Annotated in this window: 18 protein-coding genes; 9 read left to right on the top strand and 9 right to left on the bottom strand. The window is 70.2% G+C overall.

Features of this window, described 5'->3' with window-relative positions:
* Positions 1-7: 7 nt before the first annotated feature.
* The 5 genes from ACOKM3_RS42315 to ACOKM3_RS42295 all read right to left on the bottom strand — a co-directional run bounded on the left by ACOKM3_RS42315 (position 8) and on the right by ACOKM3_RS42295 (position 6,126).
* Positions 8-208 carry a hypothetical protein gene (locus ACOKM3_RS42315; protein WP_426906632.1) on the bottom strand — a complete coding sequence of 67 codons (201 nt, stop codon included), beginning with the start codon at positions 206-208 and terminating at the stop codon, positions 8-10.
* A gap of 231 nt (positions 209-439) precedes the next feature.
* The gene (locus ACOKM3_RS42310; protein ID WP_426906631.1) at positions 440-2,113 is read right to left on the bottom strand and encodes an APC family permease; all 1,674 of its coding nucleotides are present in this window, start codon (positions 2,111-2,113) and stop codon (positions 440-442) included.
* A gap of 165 nt (positions 2,114-2,278) precedes the next feature.
* A complete protein-coding gene (locus tag ACOKM3_RS42305; RefSeq protein ID WP_426906630.1) occupies positions 2,279-3,661 on the bottom strand; it encodes a cation:dicarboxylate symporter family transporter in 1,383 nt (460 codons plus the stop codon).
* 188 nt (positions 3,662-3,849) lie between these two features.
* Positions 3,850-4,728: a TetR family transcriptional regulator C-terminal domain-containing protein gene (locus tag ACOKM3_RS42300; protein WP_426906629.1), complete on the bottom strand. Its 879-nt coding sequence runs from the start codon at positions 4,726-4,728 to the stop codon at positions 3,850-3,852.
* A gap of 6 nt (positions 4,729-4,734) precedes the next feature.
* A complete protein-coding gene (locus tag ACOKM3_RS42295) occupies positions 4,735-6,126 on the bottom strand; it encodes a flavin monoamine oxidase family protein (RefSeq protein WP_426906628.1) in 1,392 nt (463 codons plus the stop codon).
* Between the two features lie 145 nt (positions 6,127-6,271).
* Here ACOKM3_RS42295 and ACOKM3_RS42290 point away from each other — a divergent pair, with 145 nt between their 5' ends.
* The 3 genes from ACOKM3_RS42290 to ACOKM3_RS42280 all read left to right on the top strand — a co-directional run bounded on the left by ACOKM3_RS42290 (position 6,272) and on the right by ACOKM3_RS42280 (position 11,121).
* Complete coding sequence (locus ACOKM3_RS42290) at positions 6,272-7,852, top strand: APC family permease (RefSeq protein WP_426906627.1); 1,581 nt, start codon at positions 6,272-6,274, stop codon at positions 7,850-7,852.
* Between the two features lie 66 nt (positions 7,853-7,918).
* The gene (locus ACOKM3_RS42285) at positions 7,919-9,085 is read left to right on the top strand and encodes an acyl-CoA dehydrogenase family protein (RefSeq protein WP_426906626.1); all 1,167 of its coding nucleotides are present in this window, start codon (positions 7,919-7,921) and stop codon (positions 9,083-9,085) included.
* Complete coding sequence (locus ACOKM3_RS42280) at positions 9,082-11,121, top strand: acetate--CoA ligase family protein (protein WP_426906625.1); 2,040 nt, start codon at positions 9,082-9,084, stop codon at positions 11,119-11,121. The genes ACOKM3_RS42285 and ACOKM3_RS42280 overlap by 4 nt, the downstream gene beginning before the upstream one ends.
* A gap of 21 nt (positions 11,122-11,142) precedes the next feature.
* Here the strand turns inward: ACOKM3_RS42280 and ACOKM3_RS42275 are convergent, their stop codons facing one another.
* The 3 genes from ACOKM3_RS42275 to ACOKM3_RS42265 are packed head-to-tail and all read right to left on the bottom strand — an operon-like array spanning position 11,143 to position 15,324.
* Positions 11,143-12,609, bottom strand: coding sequence for a purine-cytosine permease family protein (locus ACOKM3_RS42275; RefSeq protein ID WP_426906624.1), 1,467 nt, complete (start codon positions 12,607-12,609; stop codon positions 11,143-11,145).
* Between the two features lie 4 nt (positions 12,610-12,613).
* Complete coding sequence (locus tag ACOKM3_RS42270; protein ID WP_426906623.1) at positions 12,614-13,888, bottom strand: aminotransferase family protein; 1,275 nt, start codon at positions 13,886-13,888, stop codon at positions 12,614-12,616.
* A 23-nt stretch (positions 13,889-13,911) separates the two neighbouring features.
* The gene (locus ACOKM3_RS42265; protein WP_426906622.1) at positions 13,912-15,324 is read right to left on the bottom strand and encodes an amino acid permease; all 1,413 of its coding nucleotides are present in this window, start codon (positions 15,322-15,324) and stop codon (positions 13,912-13,914) included.
* A 134-nt stretch (positions 15,325-15,458) separates the two neighbouring features.
* On the opposite strand from ACOKM3_RS42265, the gene ACOKM3_RS42260 reads away from it, so the two are divergent.
* On the top strand, positions 15,459-16,136 hold the full coding sequence (locus ACOKM3_RS42260; protein WP_426906621.1) for a GntR family transcriptional regulator: 678 nt from the start codon (positions 15,459-15,461) through the stop codon (positions 16,134-16,136).
* Between the two features lie 65 nt (positions 16,137-16,201).
* Here the strand turns inward: ACOKM3_RS42260 and ACOKM3_RS42255 are convergent, their stop codons facing one another.
* Positions 16,202-17,245 carry a LacI family DNA-binding transcriptional regulator gene (locus ACOKM3_RS42255; protein WP_426906620.1) on the bottom strand — a complete coding sequence of 348 codons (1,044 nt, stop codon included), beginning with the start codon at positions 17,243-17,245 and terminating at the stop codon, positions 16,202-16,204.
* A 211-nt stretch (positions 17,246-17,456) separates the two neighbouring features.
* Between ACOKM3_RS42255 and ACOKM3_RS42250 the strand changes: the two genes are divergently transcribed.
* The 5 genes from ACOKM3_RS42250 to ACOKM3_RS42230 are packed head-to-tail and all read left to right on the top strand — an operon-like array spanning position 17,457 to position 23,058.
* Positions 17,457-18,794, top strand: coding sequence for an ABC transporter substrate-binding protein (locus ACOKM3_RS42250; RefSeq protein WP_426906619.1), 1,338 nt, complete (start codon positions 17,457-17,459; stop codon positions 18,792-18,794).
* Positions 18,791-19,759, top strand: coding sequence for a carbohydrate ABC transporter permease (locus ACOKM3_RS42245; RefSeq protein WP_426906618.1), 969 nt, complete (start codon positions 18,791-18,793; stop codon positions 19,757-19,759). Before ACOKM3_RS42250 ends, ACOKM3_RS42245 begins: the two co-directional genes overlap by 4 nt.
* Positions 19,756-20,592: a carbohydrate ABC transporter permease gene (locus ACOKM3_RS42240; protein WP_266725404.1), complete on the top strand. Its 837-nt coding sequence runs from the start codon at positions 19,756-19,758 to the stop codon at positions 20,590-20,592. Before ACOKM3_RS42245 ends, ACOKM3_RS42240 begins: the two co-directional genes overlap by 4 nt.
* A 9-nt stretch (positions 20,593-20,601) precedes the next feature.
* Entirely contained in the window at positions 20,602-21,213 is a 612-nt protein-coding gene (locus ACOKM3_RS42235) for a hypothetical protein (RefSeq protein ID WP_426906617.1), read from the top strand.
* Between the two features lie 48 nt (positions 21,214-21,261).
* Complete coding sequence (locus ACOKM3_RS42230; protein ID WP_426906616.1) at positions 21,262-23,058, top strand: sugar-binding domain-containing protein; 1,797 nt, start codon at positions 21,262-21,264, stop codon at positions 23,056-23,058.
* Positions 23,059-23,159 lie beyond the last annotated feature (101 nt).

The following is a 23,159-nucleotide window of genomic DNA, read 5'->3' as shown; positions in this document are numbered from 1 at the left end:
GCACACCTCAGGCGGCCTCACGGTCGGGCTTTCTGGCGGTGTCCGTCTCTCGGCTGCTGTGCTCGTCACCGTGGACGAGGCGCAGATGACTCAGTCGATGGTGTCCGGTTCCGGGGCGGGTCGCGCCGCCCATTCGGTCCTCTATGCGGTCCATGCCGAGCAGGAGCAGTGCCATGGCCGGCAGGAGCAAAAGAGCCACGATCAGCATCGGTGGCTTCCTTTCCTCGACTTCTCACTTTCGCCTGCCCCGTACCTGGGCCCCCATGGCCGTGATGATGTGATGATTCCGTAACGCTAGGGATTGCCACTGATATCGCTATCTGGGCGATTTTCCGGGAGGGGGCGGATCTAAGGAACCGCACAACACCGGTGGAGGCCCGCCCGGATGCCGGGCGGGCCTCCACACGTGGTGCATGGGCCGGGATTCGGCCAGGGCCGGTCAGTGTGTCGCGCCCAGTTCCGCGTCCTCCATGCGGGACTCCTCGCGCGCTTCCTCGATGTTCTCCAGCACGCGCTCGCGCGGGAGTTGTACGCGCAGCGCCAGCAGGTAGACGAGCGCGGTGAGTGCGAGGTTGGCGACGAAGCCCCAGCCGAGGCCGATCCAGCCGAGGCCGCCGTCGTAGTCGCCGATCCAGCTGATCACGGCGAGGCCGATGAGCCACGGCAGCACCCAGCTCGCGCCCGCCTTCCAGTCCATCTTCGGGGCGTGTCCCTTGTCGGTCAGCTGGAGGATTGCCAGGACGACGAAGCCGATGCAGATGGTGAGGAACAGCTTGTAGTTGGTGTTCCAGCCCGCCCAGTACACGATCAGGTTCGCCGAGTAGAGGCCGAGGAACGGGATGATGTCGCCGCCGGGGATCCGGTACGGCCTCTCGTGCTCCGGGATCTGCCGGCGCATCACGGCCAGGACGAGCGGGCCCGAGCCGAAGGACAGGACGGTCGCCGAGGTGATGAAGCCGACCAGTTCCTGCCAGCTCGGGAAGGGCAGGAAGACGATCAGCCCGAGGACGAAGGTCACGACCAGGCTGACCAACGGCGCCCCCTTCGGCGTCGTCTTCGCAAGGCCTGCGGGCGCGTTGCGGTTGCGGGCCATGGCGTACGAGATGCGGGCCGTGACGGTGGTGTAGATGAGGCCGGTGTCGGCCGGTGAGATCACCGCGTCCACGTAGAGGATGTAGGCAAGCCAGCCCAGGCCGATGGCGCTGGAGATGGCGGCGAGGGGTCCGAAGTCGTTGGCGAAGGCCAGGTTGAGCCAGCCGTGCGAGTGCTGCAGGTCGCTCTCGGGGACCGCGCCGAGGAAGGCGATTTCGAGGAGTACGTAGATCAGGCCGGTGAGCAGTACGGAGCCGATGACGGCGAACGGGACGTTGCGCCGCGGATTGTCGGTCTCGCCCGCGAGTTCCACGCCCTGGCGAAAGCCCAGAAAGGAGAAGGTGATGCCCGCGGTGGAGATGGCCGTGAAGATGCCCTTGGCGCCGCCGGGGGCGAAGCCGCCGTACTCGGTGGCTCCGAGGTTGTGCGCGTGGAATGCGGTCACGAAGAACGCCACGATCACCAGGGCGATGGCCAGCAGTTTCCACCAGACGAGGACATTGTTGACGCGGGCGAACCAGCGGATGCCGTAGTAGTTCAGCAGCACGAAGAACGCCATGGCGACGACCGCGACGGCATAGCCGAGAGTCGTCAGGGTGTAGGCGCCGTTCGCCTTGTGGAAATCGGTGAAGTGCGCCCACTTCGTGGCGTATTGGAGGGCGCCCTCGACTTCGATCGGTGCCACCGTCGCGGCGGCGATCCAAGTGATCCAGCCCATGGTGTAGCTGGCGAAGGAGCCGAAGGAGAGGTGCGGGAAGCGCACCACTCCCCCGGACACCGGGAACATGGTTCCGAGTTCGGCGAAGCACAGCCCGATGAGGAGAATCATCACGGCGGCTATCGCCCACGAGAATATGGAGGCGGGTCCGGCGATCTTCGCCGCGTTCAACGCGCCGAAGAGCCAGCCGGACCCGATGATGGATCCCACGCCCGCGAATAGCAGGCTGATGCGACCCATGTCTCTGCGTAGCGCTGTTTTCTGCTCCGGTGCCTTGCCCGAAGACTCAGTCAGCGTGGCCATCACCACATCCGTCCCTGATCCGCGGCCCACTCTTTCGAGGTCGCTCGCTTGATCTGCTACTGGGCGGCCGTCTGCCCTGCCGGTCGAGATCCATGCGGCATGAATCTAGTTTTGCCAAATGTTGGGCACGGCAAGGGAGTTGATTTATGTGGTGATGGCCGGGCGTCAGCTGTCCTTGGCGGGCGCCGACTCGCCTGCGGGCGTCACCTCCTTGGCAGGTGCCACCCCCTCGGCCGGGGCCACCGCCGCCGCGCCCGGTTCCTCGCCGTTCATCACCCGCTTCGCGGTGACCCGGTCCAGGGCGCCCTCCCAGCGCGACACCGCGAACACCGCGACACAGTTGCCGAGGAGGTTGGTGGCGACGCGCATCGAGTCCATGATCCGGTCCACGCCGAGCAGCAGCGCCACCGCGGCGGCCGGGATGACACCGAGGGCGGAGGCGGTCGCGGACAGCGCGAGGAACGCCGAACCGGGCACGCCCGCCATGCCCTTGCTGGTCAGCATGAGCACGAGGACGACCGTGACCTGCTGTCCGAGACTCAGGTCGACGCCGACGGCCTGGGCGATGAAGAGGGTGCCGATGGAGAGGTAGATGGAGGCGCCGTCGAGGTTGAAGGAGTACCCGGTGGGCAGCACGAGCCCGACCGCGTCGTCCCGGCAGCCGGCCGCGCGCAGCTTCTGCATCATCCGCGGCATGACGGTCTCGCTGGAGCCGGTGCCGAGGGCGAGCAGCAGCTCCTCGCGGGTGTAGCGGACGAACTTCCACAGGCTGAGACCGGTGACCGCCTTCAGCGCGAGGCCGAGCAGCACCAGGAAGAGCAGGGCGACGCCGTAGCAGACGGCGATCAGCTTTCCGTACGTCGACATCGCACCCACGCCGTATTCGCCGACGAGGTGTGCGGTGGCTCCGAAGACCGCGAGCGGGGCGAGCTTCATGATGTAGCCGACGATGGTGAACACGACGTCCTGGGCCTGCTCGATGAAGGGCAGGATCTGCGGGACCTTGCGCTGGCCGAGGTGGAGCAGCGCGGCGCCCACGAGGCAGGCCAGGACGAGGACTTGGAGCAGGGAGTTCTCGGCGAAGGCGCCGACGGCGCTGTCCGGGAGGGACTCCAGGATGAACTGGGCGGTGGACGGGAGGTGGCCGCCGCCGGTCTGCTCGTCGACCGCGCTCTTGTCGAGGGTGGCCGGGTCGACGTTCATGCCGGCGCCGGGCGCCAGGATGTTGCCGGCGAGCAGTCCGATGACCAGGGCGACGGTGGTGGCGACCTCGAACCAGATCAGCGCCTTCACGCCGATCCGGCCGAAGGCCTTCAGGTCGCCGGCCTTGGTGATGCCCGCGACGACGACGCAGAACACCAGGGGCGCGATCATCGCCTTGATGAGCCGGACGAAGCCGTCCCCGAGGGGCTGCAGGGCCGATCCGGCGTCCGGCCACAGGCGTCCGACGAGGACGCCGAGCAGCAGGGCGAGCAGTACTTGGGCGAAGAGACTGGTGCGCAGGAGACGGCCTGCGCGGCGTGCGATGTTTCCGTTGGCGTGCGCCATGGGGCACTCCTACATGGGCGGATATTCTGCATCACGGAAGATCAATTCCGCGGTGCATCACTATCGTTGAGGCCCATCCGGCGCGGAAGCCCCCACATCAACTCCGCATAAGATCTTGGAGATTGCTCCAGAACCCACGTGCGAACGGCGCGCTCAACTACCCTTTCGCAGGCGTGCGGACCGCGCGCTCAACTGCCCTTTCGCAGGCTGATGTACGGCTCGAACGCGTCCAGGAGCAGTTCCCGCATCCGCGCCGCGTCCATGTCGCCCGTCCCCGCCAGGACCTGGATGGCCAGGCCGTCGACGAGTCCCGTGAAGCGGGCGGCCAGAGCCTCCGCGTCGACACCCTCGGCCATGCCCTCGCGCCGGCAGGTGCGCACCAGGTCGAGGACGACGCCGCGCCAGCGCGCGTAGACACCGCGCTGGCCGTCGCGCAGGCTCGGATCGAGGATCGCCTCGTTCCACGACTGCACCCACACCGACCACTCGTCGGCGTCCTCCTCCGTGGTCGTCAACTGCACCTCGATCAGGCGGCGCAGCTTCTCGACGGTGCTGTCGGCGGTCTCGAACTCGGCTTCCAGGCGGGTGTGGAAGCGGTCCGCGTAGAAGACGAGCGCGGCGCGCAGGGCGTCGTCCTTCGTCGGGAAGTGGTAGTGCACGGTGCCGGTGCTGGTGCCGCAGGCCTCGGCGATGTCCGCGACGCGCACCTTGTGGAAGCCCCGGCGGGCGATGAGCCGGGCCGTGGCCTCCAGGATCTGTGTGCGGCGCAGTTCGGCGTCCACGGCGTCGGCGCGCCTGCGGGTGCTCTGCGTACCGTTCGCGCCCTGCCGAGGGGCGGGTGGCCGGCCGACGCCGGTCCGCAGATAGCGCTGCGACACCTTGCCGACCTGGGCGATGGCGGCGATCTCGACGTCCCGCAGGCGGCGGTTGCCGCGCAGCGCCTTGGAGAGGGCGGTGGGATCCATGCCGACGCGGTCGGCGAACTCCCGCTGGCTCATGGGTGCGGAGCGGACCACCTGGCGGGCCCGCTCGACGAGCGTTGCCTCGCCCTCGCTGTCGGGGCCCATGCTGGTTCAGCCTTCCGCCTGCGCCGGGAGTGACGTGATGACTTCGTCGGCCGCCCGGATCCCGGAGGAGAGTGCGCCGTCGATGTAGCCGTTCCACACACTAGCCGTCTCCGTGCCGGCCCAGTGCAGCGTCCCGGTGGGTGTGCGCCAGCCGTGCCGTGCGTAGCCGGTCCAGCCGCCGGGGGTGACGTAGGCCTCGTAGCCGCCGCGTGCGTGCGGGTCCTGCGACCAGTTCTTCTCGGTGTAGTCGAGGGGGCGGGCCGCCGCGTCCCCGACGACGCGGGTGAGGCTCGCGAGGGCGGCCTCGCGGCGGCCGGTGTCGTCGAGGCGGCTCCAGGCGGAGAGCCGGTCGCCGTAGACGAAGCCGACGAGCACACCGTGTGCCGCGTCAGCGGGCGAGTTGTCGAAGACGACGCCGAGCGGCCCTTCGTCGTACAGCGTGGCGATGCCGGAGAGGCCCGCCTCGCGCCAGAACGGGGTGTCGTACACCGCGTGGACCTTGGCGACGCGCCCCATCGGGCTGTGCGAGAGCCAGCCCTCCCTGCTGACCGGCAGGGCCGGAGCGAAGTCCAGGGCGCGGACCGCGGGCGGCGGGAGTGCGACGACCGCCCTGCGGGCCTCGTACACGGTGTCGGCGGTGTGGACGCGTACGCCACCGGTGTCGTGCTCGATGCGGCGGACCGCGGCGCCGAGGCGGATCCGGTCACCGAGCAGTTCGGCGACGGCGCGGGCAGGACCGGCGGCGCCGGTGACGAAGCGGCTGTCCTGGGCGCAGCCGCCGGTCTCCATGAGCTGCTCCCAGCCGCCGGCCGCGGCGACGTAGAAGAGCACGTGGAACAGCGAGATCTCGTACGGCTCCGCGCACCACACGCCCTGGACGGCGAGCGCGAGTCGGCGCAGCGCGTCCGGGTCGTCGGTGTGCGCGCGGAAGTAGGACTGCGCGGTCTGCGCGTCCCATCCGGCGAAGCCGGGGGTGCGCCACGGTTCGTCGGTGTCAACGGTCCGGGCGAGTGTGTCGACGGCTTCGGTGATGTGGGTGTACGCGGTGATTCCGGGGCCTTCGGCGGGCGCCGCCCCGAGGTAGGGGACGGTGGCTCCGTCGTGCCACACCTCGATGTGCTTCCCGGTCTCCCAGGTCGGGAAGGTGGCGCAGCCGAAGCGGGTGGCGAGGGCGTGCAGCCGGGTCTGGGTGGGTCCGATCCACTGGCCTCCGTGGTCGAGGCACAGGCCGCTGCGCGCCTCCGTGTGTACGCGGCCGCCGACCCGGTCCGCCGCCTCGAGGAGCGCGAAGTCGACGCCGTGGTCGTGCAGTTGGAGCGCCGCGGCGAGACCCGCGTAGCCGCCGCCGACGATGACGACCTCGGTCTCGACCAGGTTCAATTCGGTCTGTTCCCACATGGCACGAGAGCATGTCGCAAGACTGATCACTCAGTCAATATTGCGATCCGGGACGTCCGCGACCCTTGACATGCCGTGCGTCGCACGCATGATTGACCATCGCGTCAGTGTTGCGATTCACCCGCCCCCGACGGAAAGTTCGACTGTGCCGGACATCCCACGCACCACCACCGACGAGCCTTCCGGTGACCCGCCTCAGCAGGGTCTGCGCGCCAACGCGCTCGGCATGACGACGAGCCTGATCCTGTCGGTCGCGTCGGCCGCCCCCGCGTACAGCCTCGCGGCGACGCTCGCGTTCATCGTGGCGTTCGTCGGCTTCCAGGCACCGTCGATCGTCGTGCTGGCCTTTGTGCCGATCCTGTTCGTGTCCTTCGGGTATGCGGCGTTGAACCGTCAGGAGCCGGACTGCGGCACGATCTTCACCTGGGCGAGCCGGGTCCTCGGCCCGCGGGTGGGCTTCATGGGCGGCTGGGCCATCATCACCTCGTTCGTGCTGGTTCTCGCGAGCCTGGCGCAGGTGGCGGGCCAGTACGTCTTCATCCTCTTCGGCGCCGAGGGGATCGGCGCGGACCCGTCGAGCCCGTGGGTGCTGCTGGTGGGGCTCGGCTGGATCGCCCTGATGAGCGCCGTCTGCTACCGGGGCATCGAGGTGGCCGCTGCCGTTCAACGCGCGCTGCTGTTCCTGGAGTTCGGGATGCTGGCCGTGCTCTCCGTGGTAGCGCTCGTGCGCGTCTACTCCGGCAACGCCGGTCCGGGCGCACATCATCCGCAGCTGTCGTGGCTGAACCCCTTCGAGATCCCCTCGCCGAGCGCCTTCGTCAGCGGGCTCGTGCTGATGCTGTTCATCTACTGGGGGTGGGAGACGGCGCTCACCGTGAACGAGGAGACGACCGACCGGCACCGCACGCCGGGCCGGGCCGCCGCCTGGTCCACGCTGACGCTCCTCGGGCTCTATCTGGTGGCCACCATCGCCACCTTGGCGTTCGCCGGCATCGGCACGACGGGGATCGGCCTCGGCAACCCCGACAACTTCGGCGATGTGTTCTCCGCCATCGGCCGCGCCGTCTTCGGCGACAGCGGCTTCGGGTCCTTCCTGTGGCATCTGCTGGTCCTGATGGTGCTGTCGTCCGCGGCGGCCTCCACCGAGACGACCGTCCTGACATTGGGGCGCACGATGCTGGCGATGGGGCGGCGCGGCGCCGCCCCGCGGATCCTCGCGAAGGTGCATCCGCGGTACGCGATCCCGCAGTTCGGCACCATCGCCACCGGGATCGCGGGCGCGGTCTGCTACATCGTCATGAACTTCCTGAGCGACGGGCAGGTGATCGGCGACGCGGTCTCCTCCTGCGGCTTGATGATCGCGTTCTACTACGGACTCACCGGGCTGACCTCGGCCTGGGCGTACCGGGACCAGTGGCGCCGCAGCGCCGGGGATCTGTGGCTGCGGGTCGTGCTGCCCGCGATCGGTGGACTGATCCTGGTCGCCGCCGGGCTGTGGAGCCTGCGCAACGACTGGGACCCGGCGAACAGTTACACCTCCTGGACGCTGCCTTTCGCACCGCACTGGCACATCGGCGGCGTCTTCCTCATCGGCGTCGGCACGCTCCTCCTGGGGTGGCTGCTGATGCTCGGCTACGCACGTGTGGCCCCGGAGTTCTTCGACCGCGCGGCCCGCCGGGGCGAGCCGGCGCCCGCCGCTCCCCCGCACGAGACCGTCTCGCAGTGACCGTGCCGAAATGACCGTGCCGAAGTGACCGTCACCATCCGCTGATCGCCACCAGAGGAGCCCGTCATGCCCCTCCCCGTGTCCGACCCCTCGGAACTGACCGAAGAGCAGCAGGAGTTCGTCCGGCTGGCCCGTGACTTCGCGGCCGCCGAGATCCGGCCGCGCGCCCGCGCGGTCGACGACGCCGCCGTCGAGTCGCCGCTCGACCTGTGGAAGAAGGCCGCCGCGGCCGGTCTGACGGACTTCATGATCCCGGCCGCGTACGGCGGGGGCGGTGTCACCGACCTGGCGACGCAGGCGCTCGTCCAGGAGGAGCTGTGCCACGGTGACATCGGCATCGGCAACCTCCTGACGTCCAACGGCTTCTTCGCGGATCCGGTCCTCGAACTGGGCACCGACGCGCAGAAGGAGCGGTGGCTGCGCCCGCTGACCGGGGCGGCCCCGCCGCTGACCGCGCTCGCCGTCACGGAGCCGGACCATGGCTCGGACGCCGCCGGTATCCGCACGCGTGCGGTGCGCGAGGGCGACCACTATGTGCTCAGCGGGCAGAAGACATGGATCTCCAACGCCCCCTACGCGAGCCGCTTCGTGGTGTTCGCGACGGTCGATCCGGAGCTGCGCTCCCGTGGCGTCACGGCGTTCGTCGTCGACCGGGACACACCGCGGCTCTCCGTCGGCCGGCCGATGCGCAAGATGGGGCAGCGGGCCATCGTCAACGCCGAGCTGTTCCTCGACGGGGTACGGGTCCCGGCCGCCGACCGGCTCGGTGAGGAGGGGCAGGGCTTCTCCGGGCTCATGCGAACCTTTGACGCCTCCCGGATCCTGATCGGCGCCTCCTGCGCCGGACTGTGCCGGGCGGCGCTCGACCTGGCGGTGCGCTACGCACGCGAGCGGGTGCAGTTCGGTGTGCCGATCATCGAGCACCAGTCGGTGGCCTTCCGGCTCGCCGACATGGCGACCCGCGCGGACACCGCCCACCTGCTGACGATGCGCGCGGCGCGCCTGCACGACCGGGGCCGCAAGGTGACGTCGGAGGCGGCGACGGCGAAGCTGGTCGGCTCGGAGAACGCCATGTTCGCCACGTGGGCCGCCGTGCAGACGCTCGGCGGCAACGGCTACTCGCAGGAGTTCCTCGCCGAGAAGTGGCTGCGGGACGCCAAGCTGGAGGAGATCGAGGAAGGCACGTCCGACATCCAGCGGCTCATCATCTCCCGCGCGCTCGCGGCATCATGACGGCCCGTCGGACGCTCGACGTGTTCCGCGCCCCGCGGTCCGTCGCCGTGGTCGGCGCCACCGACAACCCCGCCAAGTGGGGCCACTGGCTCGCCCGCGGCGCACTGACCGGCCGGCATCGGCGCCGGGTGCATCTCGTCAACGCGCGGGGCGCGACCGTCCTCGGGCAGCCGAGCCATCCGGCGCTCGACGCGCTGCCCGAGGTTCCCGACCTGGTCGCCTTCGCGGTGCCGGCGGCCGCTCTCGCCGCCGGGGTCGAGGACGCGGTCACGCTCGGGGCGCCGGGGCTGCTGGCCGTCACCTCCGGCGTCGAGGACCCCGCCGCACTCACCCGGACCGTCAGGGCCGGCGACTCCCGTCTGGTGGGCCCGAACTGCCTGGGGCTGTACGACGCGTCGGCCGAACTGGAGCTGGCCTGGGGCCGGTTCACCGCGGGCTCGCTCGCCGTGGTCTCGCAGAGCGGTCAGGTCGGGCTCGAGATCGCCCAGCTGGCCGCGGCGTCCGGTGTCGGTGTCTCGCGCTTCGTCTCCGTGGGCAGTCAGCTCGACGTCGGCGCCTCCGAGGTGCTCGCCGATCTCGTCGACCACGACACCACTCGCGCCGTCGCCCTCTACCTGGAGAGTTACGGTGACGGCGCGGCGCTCCTCGACGCTCTCGCTGCGCTGCGCGAGGCGGGCAAACCGGTGCTGCTGCTCACCGTCGGCGCCAGCACGGCGGCGCGCGCGGCCGCCCGCTCGCACACCGGCGCCATGACCTCCGCCCTCGATGTCGTGGACGCGGCCTGCCGTGCGGTCGGCGCCGTCCGCGTCGACACACCGGCCCAACTCGCGGACGCCGCGCACCTGTTGCTGCGCGCCGCCCCGGTCCGTGGGACACGTGTCGCGATCGTGGCGGACAGCGGCGGCCAGGGGGCCGTGGCGGCGGACACGGCCGCGCGGCTCGGCCTGGACGTCACGGAGTTCCCGTCAGCCGTACAGCGGGACCTCGCGTGCCACCTTCCTCCGCGCGCCGGACGGGCGAACCCCGTCGACCTCGACGGTGCGGGCGAGCGGGACCTGTCGGCGTACGCCTCGGTGCCGGCATGCCTGGCGGCCGCGTCCGTCGCCGACACCGTCGTGCTCAGCGGCTACTTCGGCAGTTACGGGCGCGACATTCCCGCGCAAGCGGCGGCGGAGTCGGCCGCGGCGCGCGCCCTGGGCCGCCTCGCCACCGACAAGGCCTTACCCGTCGTCGTGCAATCCATGGCCGAACACACCCCGGCGATACGGGAGTTGGAGGCCTCGGGTGTGCCGACGTTCACCGACGTCGAGCGGGCGCTGCGGGCCGTCGCCACGGCACACCGTCTGACCCGGGAGCCTCGGCATCGCCGCACACCCCCGCACCCGGCGCCGGGTGGGCCACCCGTGGGCGCGGGCTACCTGGCCGCCCGCCGTCTGCTGGGCGAGGCAGGTGTGCCGTTCCCCCGGGCCGTGGAGATCCCGGCGGGCACCCGTGACCCGATGGCCGCGGCGGCGTCCCTCTCGGCACCCGTCGTACTCAAGGCCGACTGGCTGGAGCACAAGACCGAGCACGGTGGTGTGGCGACCGGGTTGTGGGATCCCGGCGCGCTGCGGGCCGCGTACCACGACATGGTCGAGCGTCTCGGGCCGGATCGCTACGTGGTCGAGGAGATGGACCGGCGTGCGGACACGGTCGAGGTGCTCGTCGCCGCCCGGCGGGACGCGTCGTTCGGCCCGGTCGTGGTGGTCGGGGCGGGCGGGGTCCGGGCCGAGCTCTCCCGTGACCTGGCCCTCGAACTGGCGCCCTGTTCCCGGGCCACCGCGCACGCCATGGTGCGGAGCCTGCGGATGGCTCCGCTGCTGCACGGCTGGCGTGGCCGCCGCCCCGTCGACGTGGAGGCCCTGGTGGATGTGGTCGTCGCCGTGTCCGAGGTGATCGCCGGCCGGGAGGACATCGCGGAGGTCGAGCTCAATCCGGTGCGGGTGTCCCCGGAGGGCGCGGTGGCGGTGGACGCGCTCGTCATAGCCGCCCGGTAGTGAGCCGCGCGGGCCGGCGCGTCAGGCGGGCACCTCCGTCGCTCCCCGAGGCTCCTGCGTCGGCACCGCGTCACCCGGGTAGATCATCCGGTCCGGGATCCGGTGCCGTTCGCGGCGGGCCAGGAACCAGTACAGGACTCCGGGCAGCGTGAGACCCACGATCCACGAGATGTCCGCGCCGCCCAGCGAGGCGACGAACGGGCCGGTGAACAGGTCCGTTGCCATGAACGGGAGTTGGACCAGCAGGCCCACTCCGTACGACACCAGGGCCGGCGCCCGCCAGGATCCGTAGCGCCCGTCGGGGTCGTTGAGGGCCGGGATGTCGTAGCGCTCCTTCGCGACCAGGTAGTAGTCGGCGAGGTTCACCGCGCTCCACGGGGTGAAGAAGGCCAGCACGATGAGCAGGAACGTCGAGAACGTGTTGAGGAAGTCGCCCCGTCCCGCGAGGGCGAGGGCGGCGCCCACCACGATGATCGCGGCGATGTACCCGACCCGCCCGCGCGGCGAGAGCCGGTAGGGCACCGCGCCCCGCCGCCGCATCCCGGTCACACTCGTCACGGTCGACATGAACGCGCCGTAGGTGTTGAGGACGGTGACGGTCAGCTTGCCGAGGGCGATGACGAAGTACAGCACCGCCGCCATCAGGCCCGCCCCGCCGAGTGACACCACGTACGTCACCTCGTGGCCGACGAACGCCTCCCCCGCCGCCGCGGCGGCCAGCGCCCCGAAGGCCATCGACCACTGGGCCCCGAGCGCGGTCCCGGCCAGCGTCCAGCCGAACGTCGCGCGGGCCGAGGTCGAACGCGGCAGATAGCGCGAGTAGTCGGCGACGTACGGGCCGAACGACAGCTGCCAGGACGCCGAGAGCGAGACGGCGAGCAGGAACGCCGGCAGGGCGAAGCTGTGGTCGGCGAGGACCGTACCCATGTCGTCGTGCTGCAGGAGGCGGGCGCCGAGGTAGACGAACGCCACGCCGCACACCACTCCGGCGAGGCGGCCCAGGAAGTGGATGAGGCGGTAGCCGACTGCGGCCGCCACCGCGGTGACCGCCGTGAAGATGAGGATGCCCGCGACGGGTCCCAGGTGGGTCAGTTCGCCGACCGCCTCGCCCGCGAGGACGGTGCCGCTCGCGGTGCAGCCGATGAACATGAACACCGCGAGGACGAGCGGCACCACCGCGCCGCGGACCCCGAACTGGGCCCGTGAGGAGATCATTTGCGGGAGGCCCAGCCGGGGACCCTGCGCCGAGTGCAGGGCCATCACCGAGCCACCGAGCAGGTTTCCGGCGAGGAGCCCGATGACCGCCCAGAAGGCGGTCGCGCCGAGCACCACCGCGAGGGCGCCGGTGACCACGGCCGTGATCTGGAGGTTCGCGCCCACCCAGAGCGTGAACTGGCTGAACGCGGTGCCGTGCCGCTCCTCGTCCGGCACGACGTCGATCGACCGCGACTCGACCAGGCCGCCGGACTGCCCCTGCGTCGTCGGCATCGCGTCACCGGCCTTCGTGTGATGCGAGCACCGTGCCGATGGCGGTGACGAGGCCGCGCAGTTCCTCGTCGGTGGTGATGAACGGCGGGCTGATCTGCACGGTGTTGCCGCGCAGCGGGCGGGTGACGAAGCCGTGCTCGACGAGTTCGTCGGTGACCGCCTCCGCGCTGATGTCGTCGACGAGGGCGACACCGCCGAGCAGTCCCGCGACGCGTGTCTCGACGACGGACTTCCGTGTGCCCAGGACCCGCAGTTCGTCGGCGAGCACCTGCTCGAGCTCGGCCACCCGGGGCACCAGCTTCTCCTCGTCGAGGATGTCGAGGTTGCGCAGTGCGACGGCGCAGGCGGTGGCGTGCCCGGAGTAGGTGGCGCCGTGCCGGAACATGGGTGTGTCGTCCGCGTCCCGGTAGAACGGCTGCCAGATGTGCGGGGCGACGAGGACGCCGCCGAGCGGGGCGTAGCCGGAGGTGACGCCCTTCGCGAAAGTGATCAGGTCGGGTGTGAGGCCGTAGCGTTCGGTGGCGAACATGTGGCCCGTGCGCCCGAATCCGGTGATGACCTCGTCGATGATCAGCAGGATGTCGTTCTCCCGGCAGATGCGCTGCAGGCCTTCGAGGTAGCCGGGCGCGGGCGGGATGACACCGCCGGTGCCCTGGACGGGTTCGGCGACGATCGCCGCGATGTGCTCGGGGCCGATCTCGCGCACGGTGTGCTCGACCGCGTCGATGTCGTACGTCGACACGCGCGCGGTCTCCGGGACCAGGGACTCGGTACCGTAGCCGGTCCGGTTGAAGTCGAGGCCCGCGATGCTCGTGCCGTAGGCGTGCAGCCCGTGGTAGGCGAACTCGCGACTCAGGATCATGGTCTTGTCCTCGCGGCCCTCGCGCTGCCAGTGCCTGCGGGCGAGTTTGCAGGCGACGTCGATGGCGTCGCTGCCGCCGCTGTTGAGGATGACCTTGGGGTCGTCGATGGGTGACAGGGCGGCGAGGCGTTCGCCGAGGGCGACGGCGCGGTCGTTCAGGTAGCGGCCGAAGACGTGGTACGTCTCCAGGCGCCGCATCTGGTCGTGAGCGGCGTCGGCGAGTTCGGGGCGTGCGTGGCCGACGTTGGCGTGCCACAGGCCGGCGGTGCCGTCGAAGAGGCGGCGCCCGTCCGTGCTGAACAGGTAGCTGCCTTCGGCGCGTTCGATGGTCAGCTGGCGTCCGAGGACGGACGGGAGGTGGGCCTGCGCGCTCCACAGGGCGGGGCCGGACAGGACGGGAGGGTTCTCCTGGGCCATGCTGTTCTCCGTAATGGTGGGGGTCAGTGTGTGGTGGCGCGCCGCCGGGACCGTACGAACACGTAGGTGGCGAGGATGGCGGCCAGGCTCAGGACGCTCAGATACAGCTGCGAGCGCGCGTCGGGGACGAGAAGCATGGAGCTCAGGACAACGATGATGCCCGCGAGGGTGGCCCAACTCAGGTACGGGTAGCCCCACATGCGCAGCTTGAGCCGCTCCGGGGACTCGCGTTCCAGCTGCCGACGCATGCGCAGCTGCGAGCCGGCGATGATCGCGTAGACGAACAGGCCGACGGCGCCTGCCGAGTTGATGATGAAGTTGAAGATGGTGTCAGGGGCGACGTAGCTCATGGCGACGGCCACGTATCCGACGGACGTGCAGGCCAGGATCGCCTTCCAGGGGGTGCCCTTGCGGCTGCGGTGGGCGACCCAGCGAGGCGCCCACTTGTTGCGTTGCAGGGCGAAGAGCATGCGGGAGGCCGTGTAGAGACCGGAGTTGAGCACGGAGAGGACTGAGGTGAGCACCACGACGTTGATGACGGTCGTCGCCGCGGGCACGCCCATCTTGCCGAAGGCGGCCGCGTACGGGCTGGTCTCGGTCGGGATCCGGTCCCACGGCGTCATCATCACGAGCAGGGTGACCGAGCCGACGTAGAAGATGATGACGCGCCACACCGTGGAGGAGGTCGCCTTGACGACGGACTTCACGGGGTTGTCGGACTCGGCGGCGGCGATGGTGACGATCTCGGTGCCGACGTAGGAGAAGATCACGAGGACGACGCCGTGCAGGATGGCCGAGAGGCCGTTGGGGGCGAATCCGTCGAGGGCGACGTTGCCCACCGACAGCTTCGCGTCCGGCCACAGTCCCAGCGCGAAGAGTGTGCCCGCGACGAGGAACACGACGATCGTGACGACCTTGATGGAGGCCAGCCAGAACTCGGTCTCCCCGAACGAGCGGGTCGACACCAGGTTCGTGGCCGTCAGCAGTGTCATCAGGACCAGGGAGAAGAGCCACTGCGGTACGCCGGGTATCCAGAGCATCAGCAGCTTGGCGCCCGCGACCGCCTCGAAGGCGACGACGCCGACCCAGAAGTACCAGTACAGCCAGCCGATGGTGTAGCCGGCCCAGCCACCGAGGGACGTCCTCGCGTACTCCATGAACGAGCCGAGGGTCGGCGAGGCGGTCGCCATCTCGCCCAGCATCCGCATGACGAGGATGACCAGAAGGCCACCGAGGGCGTAGGACAGGATGCTTGCGGGCCCGACGGTGTGGATGACGGCGCCGCTGCCGACGAAGAGGCTGGCGCCGACGATGCCGCCGAGGGCGATCATGCGGACGTGCCGCTGCCTGAGGGTGCGGGGCGCGTCGGAGGGCTGCTGCTCGGGGGCCGTCCCCTCGCCCAGGTCGATCCTGTCGTTCTCGCGAGTTGTCCGCACTGTGGAGAGCCCTCCTGCCACATCGGTTCAGTGGGTCACGCAGGCGACGGGCCGTGAGCGGCCGAAGCAGTGCGCAACTGTAGAACAGTTCTACTGTTCCGCACCAGGGGTCCCAGGGTGGCTACGATGACGCCATGACGGCACTTGAAGGGCTGGTGGCCCAGCGGACCACGACCGCGCAGCAGATCGCCGACGGTCTGTCGGAGCGGATCCTCGCCGGCTCCTTCCGGCCGGGCGAGCGTCTGCGCGAGAGCGCCATCGCCGCCGAACTCGGCATCGCCCGCAACACGGTGCGCGAGGCCGTCCGCCTGCTGGAGCACGGCGGTCTGATCCGGTTCCAGGCCAACCGCGGGGCCGTGGTCATCTCCCCCACGCCGCGGAGCGTCGACGAGCTCTACACGGCGCGCGAGCACTTGGAGGCGGCGGCCCTCGTGGCGCCCCTCGGTGCGGCTCAACTCGCCGCTGTGGAGGCGGCGTACGACAATCTCGTCTCGGTCACGGCCTCACTGCGGCGCGCCGACATCGTGGCCGCGGACCTGGCCTTCCACGGGGCGATCGTGGCGACGCTCGGCAACGCGCGCCTCGACGCGTTCTACGCGGGGCTCACCCGTGAACTGCGCTTCTACCTCATGGCGTTGTCCGCCCACGAACGCGAGAACGAGAACCCGCGCAGGCTGCTCGGCGAGCACGAACCGCTGATGTCCGCGATCCGCGCGGGCGACGCGCGGCGCGCGCAGCGGGAGGCTCGGCATCACATCGCGTCGAACGCGGCGCGGGTGCAGGAGATTCTGGCGGCGTCCTTCGAGGGGTGAACGGCGGGGCGGGGAGCGGACGTTCGGCCGCCGACGGGGTGAACGGCAGGGCTGAGCGCGAGCGTTCAGGGCTCCAACGGCCCCTTCTCGCCCCCGCTCGACTCCCGCACCTCCAGCCAGTGCGGCGCCATGTGCACCTCGAACGGCGGCGGTTCCTCCGCGCGGACGCGGTCGACCAGGCACTTCACGGCCAGCGCGGCGATCGCCGACTTGTCGGGGACCACTGAAGTCAGTGACGGGGTGCCGTAGAGGGCCTCCTCCGAGCCGTCGACGCCTGCCAGGGCCACGTCGCCGGGGATGGTCAGGTCCGCTTCGTGCAGGGCGCGGCGGGCGCCGACGGCCAGGAGGTCGCTGAAGCAGAACACCGCGTCGGGGCGCTGATCCTCGGGGAGGGCGGTGAGCGCGCGCATCGCCTGGAGGCCGTTGCGGCGGTCGAAGTCCTTGATCTGGGGCGCGAGCCGGGGGTCGTAGGTCAGGCCCGCGTCGTGCAGCGCCTGCTGGAAACCCTCCAGACGTTGGCGGCTGGTGGCGGAGCCCGCCTTGTCGACGCCGATCGCGGCGATGCGCGTGCGGCCGAGGCCCGCCAGGTGCGCGGTGGCCTCGCGCGCCGCCGCCACGTTGTCGATGAGGACGTGGTCCGCCACCACACGGTCGCCCTCGTAGCTGCGCTCGCCGAGGAGGACGAGGGGGAACTGGTCGGTGACGGGGGCGAGTTCGTCCGGCGAGACGTGCAGCGGGGAGAGGATCACGCCGTCGAGGAGTGACGCGCCGACACCCGTCGCGAGGCGCAGCTCCTCCTTGGTGTCGCCGAGGGTCTCCTCGATGAGGACGGTGAAGCCGAGGGCCGCCGCCTCCGTGCGCACATGGTGGGCGAGCTCCGCGAAGTAGGGCGTGGCCAGGTCGGGGACGGCGAGGGCGATCAGGCCACTGCGCCCGGTCCGCAGCCTGCGGGCCGAGGGGTTCGGCCGGTACCCCAGCTCCTGTACGGCGCGCATCACGCGGGTCCGCGTGGCTTCCGAGACCCGTGGCGCATCTCGTACAACGTTGGAAACGGTTTTGATCGACACCCCCGCCCGCTCGGCGACGTCCTTGAGCGTCACTGCTGCCACTGCCCGACTCCCCTCACATTGCCTTCCTTGATTATGCACGTGGTGACCGCCGTTCACAGCCCTGATCCCGGTCCGCGTTCATTTCCGTCAGAGGGTTGACCTCGACGACACGCACTGGTTACAACGTTGGAATCCGTCGCCGTCGGAGCGCGTCGCAGCACTTGCGCGCCAGTCCCGGTGCCCCACACGCCTGCCTCACGAGAGGTCTCCCATGCCCGAGCCACGAAGCGGCCCGCGCCCCCACCTCAGCCGCCGGGCCGTCCTGACCACCGCGGCCGCCGGGGTCGGTGCCGCGCTGACCGGAACGTTGTCCGGCTGTTCCACCGCGAGCGGCGGCACGTCGCGCGGTGTCACCCTCAGGTTCTCCTGGTGGGGCAATGACGACCGTGCCGCGCGCACCGAGAAGGCGGTGCGCCTCTTCGAGAAGGAGCACCCCGGCGTCACCGTCCGCACGTCGAACGGCGAATTCGGCGCGTACCTGCAGAAGTTGGCGACGCAGGCCGCGGGCGGCGGCATCCCCGACGTGGTGCAGCTCGACTACCGGCAGGTGTCTCAGTACGCCGGCGGTGACGCGCTGATGTCCCTGGACGACGCCATCAAGCGCGGCACTATTGATACGTCCGACATGGACCACGACTTCCTGCGCACCGGCACATACAGGGGTGGCCAGTACGCCCTGCCGATGGGCCGCGGCATCACCGGGTTCGCCTACGACTCGAAGATCTTCGAGCGGGCCGGGATCGGCAGGCCTCCCACCGACTGGACCTGGCAGGAGTGGGCGGAGGCCAACAAGAAGATCACCGCTCTCGGCCTGAAGTCCCCCGACGGCCGGCCGCTGCGCGGCGCCAATGACGGCGGCGGCAACGAGGACATCTTCGAGGACTGGCTGCGCAGTCGCGGCGGGAAGCTCTACAGGAGCCAGACCGAACTCGCCTTCACCGAGGACGACCTCACCGAGTTCTGGACGCTCTACGACCGCCTGCGCAAGGACGGCGCGGTCGCAGAGCCCCGGGACACCGTGCAGGCCACGAACACCGAGATGTCCCCGATGGGCCGCCATCTCGCCGCGTCCGACTTCACGTGGGACGCACCCTTCCCGGGCTATGTCGACCTGCTCGGCGACCACATCCACTACGCGCCCGTGCCCACCACCGACGGCCGGCAGGGCGCCTACTTCAAGCCGAGCATGCTGGTCGGCATCGGCGCGCACACCCAACACCCCAAGGAAGCCGCCCAGTTGGTCGACTTCCTCCTCAACGACAGGCGGGCCGGCGACATCCTCGGCTTCTCCCGCTCCACCCCGCCCAACCGGACGATCGCCGCGCGCGTCGGCAGGACGCTCAAGGGCCCCGAGCTGGAGATCTACCGCTACGCGCAGACGATGGAGCAGTACGGCCTCGAAGCACCCCCGACCGCCCCGCCGCCCGGTGACCTGGCGATCCAGCCCACCTTCACCCGCATGCACCAGCGCATGATCTACGGCCGGTCCACTCCCCGCCAGGCGGCGCGCGAACTCATCGACGAGGCCAACAAGGAGCTGAGGTCATGAGCGCACTCACCACGAAGGCGCCCGCCCCCGCACAGCAGGACCCCGAGCGGTCGACGTCCGGCGGCCGCGTCCGCCGGGTGCGCGAGAAGCAGTGGCCCGCCTACGTGTTCCTCTCGCCGTGGATGATCGGCGCGGTCGTGCTGACGCTCGTACCGATGGCGGTGTCGCTGTATCTGTCGTTCACGGACTACAACCTGTTCGACCCGCCGAAGTGGATCGGCCTGCGCAACTACACGGACATGCTCACCGACGACCCCCGCTACTGGCGCTCGGTCGGCACCACGATGCTGTACGTCGTCGTGGCCGTACCCCTGAAGCTGGGTCTCGCCCTCGGTGTGGCCATGCTCCTGAAGAACCTCGGCCGGGGACGGGCCTTCTACCGCTCCGCGTTCTACGCGCCGTCGCTGCTCGGGGCAAGCATGTCCATCGCGCTGGTGTGGCGTGCGCTGTTCAACGACGGCGGGACCGTCTCCCGCATCCTCGGAAGCTTCGGCATCCACACGGGCGGCTGGGTCGGCAACGCCGATCTCTCGGTGTACGTCATCGTGCTGCTGACGGTCTGGCAGTTCGGCGCGCCGATGGTCATCTTCCTGGCGGGTCTGCAGCAGATCTCGCCCGATCTGTACGAGGCCGCGGCGCTCGACGGGGCGGGCCGCTGGCGGCAGTTCGTCTCGGTGACCGTGCCGATGCTGTCCCCGGTCGTCTTCTTCAATCTGGTCCTCGAAGTCATCAACTCCTTCCAGGTGTTCACCCCCGCGTTCGCCGTCAGCGGCGGCGAGGGCGGGCCCGCCGATTCGACGCTGTTCTACACGCTGTACCTGTACGAGCGCGGCTTCACGGCCTCGCACATGGGCTACGCCTCGGCGATGGCCTGGCTGCTGCTGATCGCGATCGGCGTGGTCACCCTGATCCTGTTCCGGACGTCCCGGTCGTGGGTCTTCTACGCCGATGAGGAGGGCCGATGAACATCGCCGCGAAGCGGTGGGTACCGCACACGATCGCCGCCGTGGGCCTGTTGGTGCTGCTGTACCCGCTGGCCTGGCTGCTCGCCACGTCCCTGAAGCCGGCCGACGAGGTCATCGCCAGCCTCGACCTGTGGCCCAGTCACCTGGAGTGGGGCAATTACACGACGGCTCTCGACGGGGTGTCGGGCGTGCCGGTGAGCCGGCTGCTCGGCAACACTCTGCTGATCGCCGGGGGCGCCGTTCTCGGCAACGTGCTGTCCTGCTCGCTGGCCGCGTACGCCTTCGCGCGGTTGCGGTTCCGGATGAGCAAGCCGATGTTCGGCTTCATGGTGGCGACGCTGATGCTGCCGCACCACGTCGTGCTGATCCCGCAGTACATCATCTTCAACCGGCTCGGCCTCACGGACACGTTCTGGCCGCTGATCCTGCCGAAGTTCCTCGCCACCGAGGCGTTCTTCGTGTTCCTCATCGTGCAGTTCATGCGGGGACTTCCGCGGGAGCTGGAGGAGTCGGCGCGGATCGACGGCTGCGGACCGTTCCGGACTTACTGGGCGATCACGCTGCCGCTCAGCAGGCCCGCGCTGATCACGACGGCCATCTTCACGTTCATCTGGACGTGGAACGACTTCTTCACGCAGATGATCTATCTGTTCTCGCCGGAGAAGTCGACCATCACCCTCGCCCTGCGCAGCTTCGTCGACCAGGGCAGCACCTCCGCGTACGGGCCGATGTTCGCGATGTCGGTGATCTCCGTCCTGCCGATCGTGCTGTTCTTCTTCGTCTTCCAGCGCTATCTCGTGCAGGGCATGGCGACCTCCGGGCTGAAGGGCTGAGACACGCACATGACTCACACACCTGTCGCGCCACGCGGCGCGGGACGGCAACGCCGGGAGCCCGGCGAGGTGTTCGGCGGCGGCTTCTCGCTCTTCGCGGACATGCTGCTCGTCGGCCTGCTGACCAGCGTCGCCTGCCTGCCCGTCGTCACGGCGCCCGTCGCCTTCTCGGCGGCGTCGGCGACACTGCGGGGCACGGCGCGCAGCGGCGTCCAGATCAGTGTCCGCGGATACGTCGGTGAGCTGCGCGCACGTCTCGGCGCGCGCACACTCCTTGCCGGCCTCCTCCCGCCGCTCTTCGCCCTGCTCCTGCTGCTCGACAGCCGGCTGGTCGCCGCCGATCTGCCGGGAGCGAAGGTATGGGCGCCCGCCCTGTTGCTGCTCGCGCTGGGGGCCGCGGTCATAGGGCTGCGGGCCACGGCGCTGGAGGAGCCGCATCGGCTGTCCGCCCGCGAGGGGCTCGTCCGCTCGGTCGCCGATCCGCGCGGCAGCCTGCTCCTCGCGGGCGCCGTGGTCCTGTCCGTGCTCCTCGCGTGGGCGATGCCGATGCTCGTCCCGCTGCTGCCCGGCCCGCTGGCCTTCGCCGCCACGGCCGTCGACCTCCGCTCCCCCACGAACTGACACCCCGGCCCGTCCCCTGAACAGCGCACCACACCAACGGAGTTCTCCTTGTCCCACACCCACCTCGACGTCGCAGGACACCCCCGGCCGCAGCTCGTCCGGGACCCGGACTGGCGCGACCTGAGCGGTCCGTGGCGGTTCGCCCGTGACGACGCCGACCACGGCCGCACGGAGCGCTGGATGGATCCGGAGGTCACCGAGCCGTTCACCGGCGTCGTGACCGTGCCCTATCCGCCCGAGTCCGAGGCGTCCGGGGTGCGGGACGCCGGCTTCCACCCCGTGCTCTGGTACCGGCGCACGATCCACGTGTCCCGGCCCGCCGCGGGCCGCCGCCTGCTCCTGCACTTCGGCGCGGTCGACCACCGTGCGGAGGTCTGGGTGGACGGCCGGCTGGTCGGCCGGCACGAGGGCGGTCACACCGGCTTCTCCTGCGATGTCACGGACATGCTCGGCGGGGACGGCGAACATGTCCTCGTGGTGCGCGCGGAGGACCAGCCGCTCGACGTGACACAGCCGCGCGGCAAGCAGGACTGGCACCGCGACCCGCACGTCATCTGGTACCACCGCACGTCGGGCATCTGGCAGCCCGTGTGGCTGGAGGAGGTGCCCGAACTGCACGTGACGACGCTGCACTGGACTCCCGACGTCGCGAACGCCCGCGTCCGCTGCCGGGTGCGCCTGAGCGGCTGGCCGGCGTCGCCCGTGCTTGTGTCGGTGCGTCTCGCGCTGGGCGAGCGCGTCCTGGCCGACCAGCGGACTCTCGTAGAAGGCCAGGAGACGACGTTCGACGTCGCGGTGCCCGCGCTGCGCAACGGTCAGGATCTGGACGGTGTGCTGTGGAGCCCGGAGCGCCCGCACCTCGTGGACGCGACGGTCGAGGTCACCCATGCTTCGGACGGTGCGACCGTCGACCGTGTCTCGTCGTACCTGGGGCTACGTGACATCGGCTGGGACGACGGTCTCTTCCTCCTCAACCACAAGCCGTACTTCCTGCGGCTCGCGCTGCAACAGGGCTACTGGCCGGGCTCGCACCTCGCGGCGTCGGGCGAGGAGCTGCGCCGGGAGGCCGAACTGGCCAAGGAGATCGGCCTCAACGGGCTGCGCATCCACCAGAAGATCGAGGATCCGCGCTTCCTGTACTGGGCGGACAGGATCGGCCTCGTACTGTGGGGCGAGATGCCTTCCGCGTACGCGTTCTCCACGACCACCGTCGAGCGGGTGGTCGCCGAGTGGACGGAGGCGGTCTCGCGCGACCTGAGCCACCCCTCGATCGTCGCCTGGATTCCCCTCAACGAGTCGTGGTCCGCGCCCAATCCGGCGCTCGTCCCCGAGCAGCGCCACTTCATGGACGCCCTGTACCACCTGACGAAGGCCCTCGACCCCTCGCGACCCGCCGTCTCCAACGACGGCTGGGAGATCTCGGCCGGTGACATGTGGGGCGTGCACGACTACACGCAGAGCGCCGATGTGCTGCGTGAACGCTATGGCCATGCGTCCCTGCGCCGGGGCGAGTTGACCGAGCGCTGGCCCGGTGTCCGGCGCCTCACGCTGGACGGCGTGCGCCACCAGGGGCAGCCGGTCGTGCTCAGCGAGTTCGGCGGCGCCACCTTCGAACCGGCCGAGGGCGCCGAGTGGTTCGGCTACGACACCGTCGCCACCGAGAAGGACTTCGCGGAGCGGCTGTCCTCCCTGGTGGGGGCCGCCGTGAACTCGGGGCTCGCCGGCTTCTGCTACACCCAGTTCACCGACACCGAGCAGGAGGTCAACGGCCTGCTGACGGCGGACCGCGAGCCGAAGCTCCCCGTGCCCGAACTCCGCGCGATCCTCACCAGGACCCGCGACTGACCACGGTGCCGGCCGATACGTGTCCGCGGACGACGCATCGCCCGCGGACACGTATCGGCCAGCACGCCCTCTCCGTCCGACCGTTGACGCCCGCCGACACA

This window comes from Streptomyces nidicola, from assembly GCF_050106155.1.
Lineage (GTDB): Bacteria > Actinomycetota > Actinomycetes > Streptomycetales > Streptomycetaceae > Streptomyces.
This window is presented reverse-complemented; position numbering and strand designations above follow the sequence as displayed.

Coding starts and splice junctions, on each gene's coding strand:
- ACOKM3_RS42275 (WP_426906624.1), bottom strand. CDS start 12,609: ATGCCGACGACGCAGGGGCAGTCCGGCGGCCTGGTCGAGTCGCGGTCG.
- ACOKM3_RS42315 (WP_426906632.1), bottom strand. CDS start 208: ATGCTGATCGTGGCTCTTTTGCTCCTGCCGGCCATGGCACTGCTCCTG.
- ACOKM3_RS42280 (WP_426906625.1), top strand. CDS start 9,082: ATGACGGCCCGTCGGACGCTCGACGTGTTCCGCGCCCCGCGGTCCGTC.
- ACOKM3_RS42240 (WP_266725404.1), top strand. CDS start 19,756: ATGAACATCGCCGCGAAGCGGTGGGTACCGCACACGATCGCCGCCGTG.
- ACOKM3_RS42250 (WP_426906619.1), top strand. CDS start 17,457: ATGCCCGAGCCACGAAGCGGCCCGCGCCCCCACCTCAGCCGCCGGGCC.
- ACOKM3_RS42295 (WP_426906628.1), bottom strand. CDS start 6,126: ATGTGGGAACAGACCGAATTGAACCTGGTCGAGACCGAGGTCGTCATC.
- ACOKM3_RS42285 (WP_426906626.1), top strand. CDS start 7,919: ATGCCCCTCCCCGTGTCCGACCCCTCGGAACTGACCGAAGAGCAGCAG.
- ACOKM3_RS42270 (WP_426906623.1), bottom strand. CDS start 13,888: ATGGCCCAGGAGAACCCTCCCGTCCTGTCCGGCCCCGCCCTGTGGAGC.
- ACOKM3_RS42235 (WP_426906617.1), top strand. CDS start 20,602: ATGACTCACACACCTGTCGCGCCACGCGGCGCGGGACGGCAACGCCGG.
- ACOKM3_RS42300 (WP_426906629.1), bottom strand. CDS start 4,728: ATGGGCCCCGACAGCGAGGGCGAGGCAACGCTCGTCGAGCGGGCCCGC.
- ACOKM3_RS42245 (WP_426906618.1), top strand. CDS start 18,791: ATGAGCGCACTCACCACGAAGGCGCCCGCCCCCGCACAGCAGGACCCC.
- ACOKM3_RS42305 (WP_426906630.1), bottom strand. CDS start 3,661: ATGGCGCACGCCAACGGAAACATCGCACGCCGCGCAGGCCGTCTCCTG.
- ACOKM3_RS42310 (WP_426906631.1), bottom strand. CDS start 2,113: ATGGCCACGCTGACTGAGTCTTCGGGCAAGGCACCGGAGCAGAAAACA.
- ACOKM3_RS42260 (WP_426906621.1), top strand. CDS start 15,459: ATGACGGCACTTGAAGGGCTGGTGGCCCAGCGGACCACGACCGCGCAG.